Genomic DNA, 12,689 nt, shown 5'->3' on the forward strand with positions numbered 1-12,689 from the left:
CGTCTTGTCGTGAGCGATTGATTTTCGCTATCCCGGACAATCCTCAAGCTCCTTCTGCGGACGCTTCGATGCCAACGCAGGAGGATGAGATCGTCAACTCGATCCGCTCCACATGCAGGGATGCCACGATGACGCTCGCGTCTGATACCAGAAAACCTTTTCCGAATCGTTCGAGTGAGAAGAAGCCAACGTCCGGCGAACGCTCTCATTCAGAGCCATTGCCGCCCACGCTATTGCGATTGCCTAATTTGAATTCGACGCGTTCAGCGTTTGAAGAATCGCCTGTGGTAACGACTTCCGAATGCGAACCAACGCAAACCGTTGTCGCGTGCGAACCGGGGGACATGCGCACCAGTGCGGATGCCGCTTCCCCGCGAGAAATCGCATCGGCTGCCACGAAATCAAAATTCGAATCGACGATTGACTCCACGCCGCGGTCTCGTCCCCGACTCGTTGAGCGAGTGGGCCTGCAAGACTTCAACGTCGCCGCGTGGGTGGATCGAGTGGCGACTCGAAAGACGTTGTCGGCGGCTCTCGTCGTGGTTGCTGGAATCGCGATTTGGATGCCGAGACCAGACGATTCACCACTGAAATCGTTGCCGCCCCTGACGTCCGACTCGATCTCCGAAGAACTGGAGGAATCGTTCTTGATGGCTGAGAGTCTCGAGGACAATCGTCTACCGAAACCGACGAATCGGACTCTGCCGGACGGCAGCAAATACGCGTCTGCTCCTGAACCGACCGCATCCCCAGCCAACCAGGCGACATTCCAGCCGGAGTTCTCCGACCAAATGGCTCGAATGACGCCTGCGTCAATTGAGCCTGTCTCGCACAAGACGCCGGGCAGTAAGAATGAACACGCCGGCTATGACACCGATCCGCTGGCCGCGGCCGCGAACGAGCAGATTCGCCGGATGGATGCGACCTATGCCGACCTGCCTTCAGTGTCCGCGATGGATACGGTTTCGTTCGAGCCCGAGGCCCCAGGCCTTGCGGGGAGCGACGACGAGGCCGGCAGCATGGACAGCCTGCTGAAGAGTCGCACTCCTCAGCCTATTCGTAACTGGGCCGATTACTTGCCGCCCATCGGATCGGAGACCTTTACGGGGCAGGACCTCGGCAGCCCAATTCCGCCGACGTCAATGTCTGCACCTGGCCCCGTGGTCGCCGCCTCACTCGATGCCAGCTCCACTCGAACGACGGGGTCACCCGTCGCTCCCAACTTCAGCTTTGGATTGCCAGGCGACGGCGAGCTAATTGACTCAGAACTGATTGACGCCGAGGCACACATCGCCATGCCTCCGTTGGATGCAGCCGACCGGGTCCAGACTCGCTAGATCAATTCACACATAGAAACTTATCGAGAATGCTCATGTCATCTTCCCACAATGCCCCCCAAACAACCGCTCCTGAACCGTCGGCAGAAATGGCGGCGCAGCGACTCCGCGAACGCATTGGGCAGGAAAACGTCACGCAATCCAGTGTTCTGGCGTCACGCAGGTTGGATGAAGCGTTGTTGCGCCTCGAGCGAGCCAGCGCTGGAGATCGAATCTCGCCCCCTCACCCGCAGCGGGCGACTGAGCGAGTTTCAACGTCATCGACGTGCAAACCACCGGTTACACCGGTTACACCGGTTACACCGGTTACACCGGGAACGCGAGTCCGTCAGGATGGACTCGAACCCGCCGTCGCTGGTCCGACTTCGCAGTCCGGGGAACTGTCCGCCGACGCGATCGAAGCGCTGTTTGGTCGCCCTATCGATGTCATGATTCTCTCGACCAAGGCCAAAATCGCCGACGATCGGGTGCTGCAACCAACCGATACACCCGACCCAGCAGCGCAGCCAGGTTTCACGACGCTGCATCCGCCCGAAGCCCCTGCGGGCGAAGCCCGTACGCCCGAAGCCCCTGTGTGCGAAGCCCTTACGCCCGAAGCCCCAGTGTGCGAAGCCCCTGTGTGGGAAGCGCCAAGGCCCGAAGCCCCTGCGCCGCAGCCAAGCAGCATGGTTGCGCAACCGAGTGTTGCGACTCCGTCGAGCGTTGCGTCTCCGCAGGGCGTTGCGTCTCCGCCGCCGAGCCATCTCGTTTCGCCGCCGAGCGTTGCGTCTCCCGCGAAACCGGTCATCGAACCAGCAACACTGCACGAATCCGTATCCGCTCCCGTCGCTGCGACGCTGCCGGCAAGCGAAGCCCCGCAAGAGTTTACCGCGGCCTGGCAGGTGGACGAATTTGTCGTGCCGAGCACGATTGATCAACTGTTCCTGGCGGATTCACTCGCCGAGCAACTCGCCGCTCGGTTGGGGGAGGCTCGCTCGGAGGGGCTGCAGACGATCGCGATCACGAGTGCGAAACCTGGTGAGGGACGCTCGACAGTGGCCTTGGGGTTGGCGCTCAGCATCGCGTTCTCCGGACTTCGAGTCGCATTGGTCGATGCCGATCGTAGCGGCGTCAAGATCGCCTCGGACCTACAACTCGAACTCGACCATAGCTGGGTCGACGCCATCCGCGGCAACCTACCCCTCGAAGAAATCGCGGTCACATCGCAGGCTGATGCACTGACGCTGCTGCCCCTGTTGGAAGTCGATGGTGGGGTGAGATTCGAGCGGGATGAGCTGGACAAGATGCTGACGCGGCTCAAGCAATCATTTGACGTGGTCGTGGTCGACTGCGGTGCGTCAGCAATCGACGATATCATTCTGTGCGGCACGGCCTTGATCGTCCGCGACGAGAGACGCACCGAACCCGGTGAGGTGGAAACGCTCTCGCAAACGCTCCGCAGCCACGGTGTGCATGGCGTGGGCGTGATCGAGAACTTCTGTAGCTGAAGCGGATCATTCACAGGCCGTCGACACGTCTCGACTCACTCTCTCGATCGATCGTTCCTTCCACCGTTTGTGGGAACGAGAATGGGCAGCTATTCTGTCATCATGGAAGTATCTCAACAATTGACCGATCGCTTGCTGCGATGGGTCCACGCGGCGGAATACCGCCCCAGCAAACCGAAACAAATCGCGACCCAGCTGCACCTCGATGGCGATGGCTATCGCGAGTTGCGGCGGGTGATCAAGCAGCTCGCTAATGAGGGGCGTCTGGTATACGGCGGCAATCACTTGGTCGTGGCGGCCGCTGCCGTTGGCGGACCATCGGACAGTGTGCGCGGCAAGTTCCGTCGCGCCATGGGCGGTGGGTTTGGATTTGTTCGCCCCTCAAGCGGTGGCAGCGGGGCGGACGACGACCGGCCGGAAGATATCTTTGTTCCCCCTGGAGCGACCGGCGGCGCAATGGACGGAGACCTCGTCGAGGTCGAGATTAGCCCCAGTCGGCGGGGGGGCATTGAGGGCGTTGTGATCGACGTCGTGCAGCGTGAGCGACGGCAGTTCACCGGGACGTTCTATCACCATGCGGTCCCGCCTGAACCGTCGGATGTCTATAACCGCGGTGCTCATTTGCACCAGATCGATGGGCCCGTCGTGTATCTCGATGGCGTGCATTTCAATGCCCCCGTCAGTGTCGGTGACGTCCGTGGATTGCCGCTCGTTGATGACGACAAAGTCTTCGTTGAAATCGTCGAGTTCCCCGGCGATGACGGTGGCGGCGGCGAGGCTGTCATTCTCGAGCGACTCGGTAGTAACAAAAATCCTTCCATCGATACGCTGACGGTGATGCGGCAGTACGCGCTGCCAGACGAATTCCCACAGCGTGTCCTCGAGGAAGCCCGCAAACGCGCCGATGAATTTGACGAGGACACACTGCCAGAGGATCGCACGGATCTGACCGATCTGCTGACGATTACGATCGACCCCTTCGACGCCCGCGATTTTGATGACGCTATCTCGCTGCAGCGTGAGGATGGGCGTTGGCGATTATGGGTCCATATCGCCGATGTCAGCCACTTTGTGCAGCTCGGTGGGGCAATCGATGAGGAGGCGCGGCAACGAGGCACCAGCGTGTATTTGCCGGACCGTGTCATCCCCATGATCCCGGAAATTATCAGTAATCATCTCGCGTCGCTGCAGCCCGAGCGTCGTCGGCTCGTCAAAACGGTCGAGATCGAGATGACGGACGATCTGACGATCACGCACAGCGAAGTCCACAATGCGGTCATTCGCAGTGACAAGCGATTCAATTACGAACAGATCGATCAGTACCTTGCAGCGCCGGCGGCGTTTCAGGAACTGTGGGGCAGCGAGGTCTGTGAGCTGCTCGATCAAATGCACTCCCTTGCGATGAAGATGCGCAAGCGGCGTTTCGAAGCCGGCGCACTGTCGATGGAACTGCCCGATATCAAACTCGATCTTGATCGCAGCGGAAAAGTCAGAGGGGCGTTTTTGGTGGAGAATACCGAGAGCCATCAACTCATCGAAGAGTTCATGCTGGCGGGTAACCAAGCCGTCGCGACCTGGCTCGATGACCTCGGTCTGAACTTCCTGCACCGAATACACGAACCACCCGAACGACGAAAACTCCGCAGTCTATCTGCGTTTGTGGGGGATCTCGGGTTGGGGATCGACAATGTCGAGAGTCGCTTTGAGATTCAGGCGGTGCTCGACAAAGTTGAAGGCACTCCACTGGAGAACGCGGTTAATTTTTCCGTTCTCAAAAGTATGAACAAGGCGGTCTATGGGCCGCACCGCGAGGGCCACTATGCGCTCGACATGGAGCACTACTGCCACTTCACCAGCCCCATTCGACGCTACCCTGACCTGACGGTGCATCGTCTGGTTCAGAAGCTGATTGAGAAGAAATCGACACCTGACGATTCCTTCGCCGAGCTGGTTAAACTCGGTCATGAGTGCAGCGATGCCGAACGCAACGCAGCAGCTGCCGAACGTGAACTGGTGCAACTCAAACTGCTACATTTTCTCAAGAAGAAAGTGGGTGAGACGCTCGACGCCGTGGTCAGCCGCGTGTTCGCGGACGGGTTGCACGCCCGATGCATCAAACTTCCCGTCGACGGTTTTATCCCCGTAACGACGCTCCCGAGCGACCAATACCGCTTTGAACGCCGTGGACAGATGTTGATCGGTTTCAAAGAAGGAAACCGCTTCCGGCTGGGGGATCTGTTGACGGTGCGGATCGACAAAGTCGATCTGCAGGATCGGCAACTGTACTTGGCGGTCGTCAAAAACCAATCGTCCCAGCAAAACGATCGTGCTGCCGCGGCCGACGGTGGTAAGGCGAAATCGAAGTACAAAACCAAGCGTCGAACCGATCGCCGGGGACGTAAGAAAAAGCGAGGACGTTGAACAGGCGAGGCTCCGATGGCTTGCAGATGGAAAGGCTAGCCGAGTAGAATAGGGTGTCTGGCTAGCCTGGGTTGTGCGTCGTTGCGACGGCCCCCCGGGTGCGATCATCCATCCGTTGTCCCGCCTTCGTCCACTCGATCTCCATACGGAAATTTGATCGACGCGAGAAATTGTGCCGAGCCCCTCTTTTGAATCACACTCTGCCCATAGTCATCCTGCTGGTCGAAGATAGTCCGACCGCTCGATTTCACGTGCAGGTTTGTTTGAAAAAGGGTCTGCAAGGGAACTATTCGCTACTGCAAGCGGAGAATCTTTCGGTCGCGATTTCCATGCTCCGAAAGAATTCGGTTGATATCGTGCTATTGGATTTGAACCTTCCCGACAGCCATGGTTTAGACACCTTTCGGCGTCTCGCCCACCTCAGCGCCGGTGCAGCGATTGTGATCGTTAGCGGTGATATCGATGAGCAGACGGCGGTCAACGCGGTACGACTCGGTGCTCAGGATTACATTGTGAAAGGGGCGGGCTTCACGGCCGAGGTGTTGGGCAGAACCATACACTTTGCGATCGAGCGAAATGCGCGGCACCTGCTCGAAAAGGAACTGGCCAGCGTCCGGTTGGACCTTGAGATCGCCGACACCATCCAACAGCGTTTGTACCCGCACAGCGAATCAGAGTTCCCCAACGTCAGCCTGGCCGGACGCTGCTCATCGGCGACGCAAAACTGCGGCGATTACTACGACTACATCACCCGCCCCGACGGATCACTATTGGTCGTCATCGGCGACGTCAGCGGGCACGGGATGGGGCCCGCAATGATGATGGTTGAGACACGCGCGTTCTTACGCGCCCTCGCCTCGTCGTCGATGCCAGTGGGCGAGATCTTGACGCACATCAATCGGCTGATCGCTGATGACATGCAGCAACAACTATTTGTCACTCTCTTTGTGGCGAGCTTTGACGCCAGTGGCCAGCATTTGAGTTACAGCAGTGCTGGGCATCCCGGCTACCTCGTTAAAGAGGACGGACAGGTGGTCACGCTGCAAACCGACAACACCCCCTTGGGAATCTCGCCCACGGAGACCTATCCGACCGTTACCGTTCCAGAGTTCAGGTCCGGCGATCTGCTGGCCCTGTTCACCGACGGAATTTCCGAAGCCACCAGCGATTACCAGGAGTTCCTGGGCGAGCAACGCGTGATCGACGCGGTGGTCTCAGGACGACACCATCCTGCGCTGTCGATTTTAGATTCGATGTTTGCGCTCGCTGAACGCTTCAACGGCACCGCAACGCAGCAAGACGATCGCACGGCCGTGATTGTCAAGACAGCGACCGCAGATTTTGCGTAAGTTGTCCTCAGAGGCAGAGGGACAGAGCATTTCCTTAACGTATCCAGTTCGACTTATTTTTATGCGTCCTCCCCCAGGAGAGCGAGGAGAGGGACACAACATCTCGATCGGGAGGTCAAAATCCTCGACGAAGTGCTGTGTCCCTGACGGGCGCGACGAAGTGCTGTGTCCGTGACGGGCGCTGACGGGCGGTCCTGACGGGCGGTCCGCTCAGTGGGGTGGCCCCCGTCCGTGTCATAGTGAGGAATTCAACGCAGAGTCGGGGAGACGCAAGGACGCAGAGAAAGCCGATCACTGCCTCTGACTCTCGCTCTTCTCTGCGTCTCCCCGACTCTCGCGTCTCTGCGTCCATTTTGTTCACAGAGGCTGAGGGACAGAGAGGCTGAGGGACAGGGAGGCTGAGGGACAGGGAGGCTGAGGGACAGGGAGGCTGAGGGACAGGGAGGCTGAGGGACAGGGAGGCTGAGGGACAGGGAGGCTGAGGGACAGGGAGGCTGAGGGACAGGGAGGCTGAGGGACAGGGAGGCTGAGGGACAGGGAGGCTGAGGGACAGAGCATTTCGTCTCCGTGTACGATTAGATTTCGGATAGGTCATACCGCTCCCATATCGGCATCGCAAACGTGTTTTGGCGTTCGCACGCCGCCAATGATGCGGAATGGGGCTACTTGTAGCCCACCGGGCGCGCACCTTCATCGCTGGGCCATCGCAACCACCACTTCGGAGACATCGAAAGTCGCAACTAATCCGCGGCCGTCAGCAACTCGCGGGCTCGGCGGCGAAGATGATACCGCCGCTGCGTCCGATGACAGCGCATCGAATCGACGCACTCAGGCCGTCCGGCCACGCTACAGAACAACTTCCCGAAATCTCGGACCACTTCACACCAGGTCTCCGCATCGAGCCCCAGGCGGACCAGCACCGGTGAGAGCGTCTTCGGCGTGCAACCACTCTTGCCAGAGCAAGATAGAGGGACAGAGCATTTCGTCTCCGTGTCCGATTAGATTTCGGATAGGTCATACCGCTCCCATATCGGCATCGCAAACGTGTTTTGGCGTTCGCACGTCGCCAGTGATGCGGAATGGGGCTACATGCAGCCCACCGGGCGCGCACCTTCATCGCTGGGCCATCGCAACCACCACTTCGGAGGTATCGAAAGTCGCAACTAATCCGCGGCCGTCAGCAACTCGCGGGCTCGGCGGCGCAGATGATACCGCCGCTGCGTCCGATGACAGCGCATCGAATCGACGCACTCAGGCCGTCCGGCCACGCTGCAGAACAACTTCCCGAAATCTCGGACCACTTCACACCAGGTCTCCGCATCGAGCCCCAGGCGGACCAGCACCGGTGAGAGCGTCTTCGGCGTGCAACCACTCTTGCCAGGGGCCACCTGTCTCGCCGTCCAGTCCAGCAGCTCCAGGTATCTCTCCAGCGGCATCGCCAAGAATCCCTTGTCGCTACACCGTCTGCCCGACTCGCTCGCACACGGACCGATTGGATCCGATGCCTCGTCGATCGTTAGCGGCGACAGAAACTCATCGCCCAGCATTGTCGGCCGACGACTCCGCCCGTCCCGAGTCTCCCCACCGCCACCGTCTTCTACCCGCCCCGGATTTTCCTCGGGGACCGCTTTCACCAACGCACCGATTCGTCTTTGTACCGATGTGTGATCGCTCTGCTCGATCGTCTCGCAGATCGCTGCCCGGATCGGGTTCAAGTCCACGTAGGCGGCGCAGGCCAGCAGCGAGGCCTCATCGGCCAACCGGGTCGCCCGGTACCGATCTTGGAAAAACCTCCCGTTTTCCTCTTCCTCCCTATTTGCCCGCATTGCCACACGCTGGCACAGCAACCGCATCCACCAACTGAAACTACTCAAACGTTTGCGAATTTCCGCACGTCGAATAGGACACCCTGCAATCGATAGGATCTCGGGCTGCGATGGCGTCATCGGGGAGCCATCCGCTTTCCGGCGATGGGGACAGAGCATCAACCACCGCCGCGCCACCTCTTCATCGTTCCAAGTCGCCACCACATCGGGCCGGGATCTTAAAATCAGATGAAAATGGTTCGAAAGAATCGAGAACGCCAGCAGGTCGATCCCAAAACAGGCGGCAAATTGCTGCAAGTACTCTTCGATCCAGACCTTGCGGTGATCGAAGTTTTTCCCGGAAAACTCATCGTTTCCGAGGAGGTAGCAGCGACGGCATGTCCTTGAAATGACATGCCCGATGACCACCTCATCAGGATCAAACACTTCACTCCGCGCCAAGCGAACCATCTCACACCTCTCGAGGGAAGAGAACCGGCAAACTCACCTAATTCAGGATATACCTCCTGTTGGGATAAGTCAAATACCTCGGTGTCATGCTCTGTCCCTCCTTGTTTCCCGGTGTCATGCTCTTTCCCTCATTGTTTGGCTTCTTGCGATTGCGAGATTTGCAGGGGGCCCACGAGGGGGTGGCTTCGATTCGCTTACTGTGAGTGAGCCGAATCGTCGGTTTCTCGGGGGACGATTTTTGCTTTGGGTTTGGCGTTAACGGTCCCGGGGACCAGCCAGGGGCCGGTGCTGTGTTCGCGAATCAACCGCATCAATTCGACGCTATCGATCGCTTCGACTTCGAGTAAACGCTGAGTGACCGCTTCGAGAACTTCACGTCTCTGTTCGAGGATATCGCGGGTCTGCAGTAACATGTCTTCGACAATTCGCGAGACCTCTTTGTCGATGAGTTTGGCCATCTCTTCACTATGGACGACTTGGTAGTCGCCCATGCCGCCGCCGCCCAGGAATGGAGAGCGAGTGCTGCGGCGTAGGTTAACACGTCCAATGCGGCTCATGCCGTAATCCATCACCATGCTGCGTGCGACTTCGGTGCAGCGTTCGAGATCGTTTTGGGCCCCCGTGCTGATGTCTTGGAACACCATTTCTTCAGCAAGTGTCCCCGCGAGCATGACTTTCATCTGACTCTCGAGTTCACTCTTGGTCATCAGGAACCGTTCGGACTCGGGACGCTGCATCATGTACCCGAGCGCGGCGAGCCCGCGTGGGATGATGCTGACTTTGTGCACCGGGTCGGTATTGGGGAGCGCCGCAGCGACGAGAGCGTGTGCTGATTCGTGGTAGGCGACGCGAATTTTTTCGTCCTCGTTCATGACTCGATTCTTCTTTTCGAGTCCTGCGGTGACACGTTCGACGGCGTCATTAAACTCGTCCATGCCGACCGCGAGACGCTCGTTGCGGGCTGCCAGCAAGGCTGCTTCGTTGACGAGATTGGACAAATCGGCCCCGACGAAGCCGCTCGTTATGGAAGCGATTCGGCGTAGATCGACATCCTCGTCAAGTTTGACGTTCTTGACGTGGACGGACAGAATGTGTTCGCGGCCGGCAACGTCTGGGCGATCGACGAGCACATGGCGGTCAAAGCGTCCGGGACGCAACAGGGCGGGGTCGAGGGTTTCGGGGCGGTTCGTCGCGGCGATCACGATCACCCCTGAATTCGCACCGAAACCATCCATTTCGACGAGCAGTGCATTGAGCGTCTGTTCGCGTTCGTCGTGTCCGCCAACGGCGTTGCCGCTACGACTCTTGCCGAGCGCATCGAGTTCATCAATGAAGATGATGCAGGGGGCGCGATTGGTCGCTTGGGTGAACATGTCACGCACGCGGGCGGCCCCGACGCCGACAAACATTTCGACGAAGTCACTACCCGAGAGGCTAAAGAACGGCACACCCGCCTCGCCGGCGATCGCTCGTGCGAGCAGTGTTTTACCTGTCCCGGGAGGACCCACCAACAGCACCCCCTTGGGGATGCGGCCGCCCAATGATTGATATTTCTCGCTATTGCGTAGGAAATCCACGACTTCGCGAACCTCGTCAACCGCTTCATCGATCCCCGCCGCGTCCTCAAACGTCGTCGGCAGATCTGCTTCACTGTAGAGTTTGCCACGACTCCGCGAGAACGACATTGGCGAGCCAACGCCGCCCATCCGCCGCAGCATGACGATGCCCAGAGCAATGAGCACACCGATCATCAGAAGCTCCGGCCAGTGGGTCTCGAAAAATCGGCTGGGTCGATCATAGTCCCAGCCCACGCCGGATTGATCCAACAGCGTGATTAGCTCAGCCCCGATCGCGTCGTTCGGGTAGCCGCGAATGGTCAAGAAACCGACCTGCGTGGGCGAGACCTTTGCGTCACTGGCCCGGCCCGTCAACACGCGGTAGTCGATTTTGCCAGTGATGCTGTCATCGGCGACGAGAATGTCCGTCGGGCGGCTGTATTCATATGATTTGCCTTCCTCACCGGGGACGATGATCCTCGCCACGGCCTCGTTGGTCGACGCCCCCTCTGGCGACGCGACCATGACGGCATCGGATCCCGTGTCGCTTTGACGGAGAATGACCGTTTCACCGGCCTCCGCAGCAACATCGTCGAGTTGGGCTGGCGATGGAGGACTGGTCGCGACCACGGTGTCCTCGCGCAACTCCGCAGCCTGGCTCAATAACTCAACTAAATGCGGGTAGCGGAGTCGCTTTTGGGAATCCGAGACGAGGAAGGCGCTGAGGAGAACAGCCGCCGCGATGACGATCAGGACAAACCAAATGTTGCCACTGCCGCGCTGCTCGGAAGATCCACGAGAAGATTTGGGTTGATCGCTCATTACAGAAAAGGTTTACGGGGAAGGGCGAAAGTTGCGGATCTCCGGATTGTAGTTACCGCTTGGCTCGTACATGATACGTCCCATTCGAGGATTTTGTTAGGAACAATTAAGGCAGAAATATGCACAACGGACGCCGGATCGCGATTCTCGGTGCGACTGGTAGTATCGGTGTGGCAACGCTCGATGTGGTCGCGAAGCTCAGCCAGAATTTTCCCACCGCGGATTGGAGAGTGTGTTCGGTTTCCGGCCACCGCCAGATCGACGCACTCATCAAGGCGGCTCACGCGGCACAACCACTGCCGGATTTGATTGTCGTTTCGGACCCCGACGGTGCTGCCCAGGCCCGAGACCAGTTGGCTCGGTACGATCTGCAGCGTCGTTGTCGGCTCGACATTGGGCCTGAGGCGCTTGTGCGAGCGGCCACGGATGACGCTGTCGACACCGTGGTTGCGGCGATTGTGGGGCGAGCGGGGCTGGAATCGACCCTCGCGGCGGTCGAGGCAGGCAAACGGGTGGGGCTGGCGAACAAGGAAACGCTGGTGATCGCCGGTCCCGTCGTCACCGCAGCGGCGGCCCGCAGCGGCGCTGAGTTGCTGCCCATCGATAGCGAGCATTCCGCAATCTATCAGTGTCTCGCCGAAGCCCGCTGTTTGAGCGAGCATGCGCCGGCACCCCAGCGATCGATGTCTCGCGACGATGGCTCCCCCCCCGCCGAGTCGGGCGGCGATCGGACGATGAAAAATCTACCGGGGGTTCGCCGCTTGATCCTGACCGCCAGCGGCGGGCCGTTCCGGGATTGGACCGTCGAAGCCATGCAGAATGCGACTCCAGCGGCGGCCCTGAACCATCCGACCTGGGATATGGGGCAGAAAATTACGATCGACTCCGCCACGATGATGAATAAGGCGCTCGAAGTCATCGAAGCGAAATGGTTGTTCGATGTCCCCGCTGATCGAATTGAGGTGGTGATTCACCCGCAGTCCATCATCCATTCGCTCGTCGAGTTCGACGATGGGAGCGTGATCGCGCAGCTCAGCCCGCCGGACATGCGACTGCCCATTCAATACGCATTGACGTATCCCCATCGGTTGCCCTGCCCGGCGCCCGTGTTGGATCGCGAGCGGAGCTGGGAGATGAGTTTGATCCCGGTCGATCTGGATCGATTCCCTGCCCTCAAGCTCGGATTTGAGGTTGCTCGGGTGGGCGGCACCGCCGGGGTGGTGCTCAATGGAGCCAACGAGGTGGCGGTTCCTCTATTCTTGAGCGGCAAAATTCGCTTTACTGACATCGCCCGGTTGTGCAAACAAACACTCGAGGACCACAACCATGAATCCGCACCAAGTCTCAATCGGCTCCTGCAGCTCGACGAGTGGTCTCGCTGCCGGGCCCAAAAAATCGCTGAAACTTTATAGCTTTCGTAGCCGTATTTCCGTTTCGCTTC

The 12,689-nt window shown here is 59.2% G+C and carries 7 protein-coding genes and 1 pseudogene; 5 read left to right on the top strand and 3 right to left on the bottom strand.

Features of this window, described 5'->3' with window-relative positions:
• Nucleotides 1–284: 284 nt before the first annotated feature.
• The 4 genes from SH410x_RS10635 (at nt 285) to SH410x_RS10650 (ending at nt 6,594) form a co-directional block, all read left to right on the top strand.
• Nucleotides 285–1,337, top strand: coding sequence for a hypothetical protein (locus tag SH410x_RS10635; RefSeq protein ID WP_473676484.1), 1,053 nt, complete (start codon nt 285–287; stop codon nt 1,335–1,337).
• Between the two features lie 35 nt (nt 1,338–1,372).
• Entirely contained in the window at nt 1,373–2,824 is a 1,452-nt protein-coding gene (locus SH410x_RS10640) for a tyrosine-protein kinase family protein (RefSeq protein ID WP_473676485.1), read from the top strand.
• Between the two features lie 102 nt (nt 2,825–2,926).
• Nucleotides 2,927–5,245 carry a ribonuclease R family protein gene (locus tag SH410x_RS10645; protein ID WP_473677289.1) on the top strand — a complete coding sequence of 773 codons (2,319 nt, stop codon included), beginning with the start codon at nt 2,927–2,929 and terminating at the stop codon, nt 5,243–5,245.
• A 188-nt stretch (nt 5,246–5,433) separates the two neighbouring features.
• A complete protein-coding gene (locus SH410x_RS10650; protein ID WP_473676486.1) occupies nt 5,434–6,594 on the top strand; it encodes a PP2C family protein-serine/threonine phosphatase in 1,161 nt (386 codons plus the stop codon).
• 740 nt (nt 6,595–7,334) lie between these two features.
• On the opposite strand, the gene SH410x_RS10655 is transcribed toward SH410x_RS10650, so the two are convergent.
• From SH410x_RS10655 to ftsH, 3 genes and pseudogenes are all read right to left on the bottom strand, one after another.
• Entirely contained in the window at nt 7,335–7,514 is a 180-nt protein-coding gene (locus SH410x_RS10655) for a hypothetical protein (RefSeq protein WP_473676487.1), read from the bottom strand.
• A 243-nt stretch (nt 7,515–7,757) separates the two neighbouring features.
• The gene (locus tag SH410x_RS10660; RefSeq protein WP_473676488.1) at nt 7,758–8,870 is read right to left on the bottom strand and encodes a transposase; all 1,113 of its coding nucleotides are present in this window, start codon (nt 8,868–8,870) and stop codon (nt 7,758–7,760) included.
• Between the two features lie 194 nt (nt 8,871–9,064).
• A pseudogene (gene ftsH / locus SH410x_RS10665) lies at nt 9,065–10,870 on the bottom strand (ATP-dependent zinc metalloprotease FtsH); the annotation flags it as partial.
• A gap of 497 nt (nt 10,871–11,367) precedes the next feature.
• Here ftsH and dxr point away from each other — a divergent pair.
• A complete protein-coding gene (dxr, locus tag SH410x_RS10670; RefSeq protein ID WP_473676489.1) occupies nt 11,368–12,660 on the top strand; it encodes a 1-deoxy-D-xylulose-5-phosphate reductoisomerase in 1,293 nt (430 codons plus the stop codon).
• The last annotated feature ends 29 nt before the right edge of the window (nt 12,661–12,689 follow it).

The organism is Rhodopirellula sp. SH410 (assembly GCF_055811895.1).

Coding starts and splice junctions, on each gene's coding strand:
- dxr (WP_473676489.1), top strand. CDS start 11,368: ATGCACAACGGACGCCGGATCGCGATTCTCGGTGCGACTGGTAGTATC.
- SH410x_RS10640 (WP_473676485.1), top strand. CDS start 1,373: ATGTCATCTTCCCACAATGCCCCCCAAACAACCGCTCCTGAACCGTCG.
- SH410x_RS10660 (WP_473676488.1), bottom strand. CDS start 8,870: ATGGTTCGCTTGGCGCGGAGTGAAGTGTTTGATCCTGATGAGGTGGTC.
- SH410x_RS10645 (WP_473677289.1), top strand. CDS start 2,927: ATGGAAGTATCTCAACAATTGACCGATCGCTTGCTGCGATGGGTCCAC.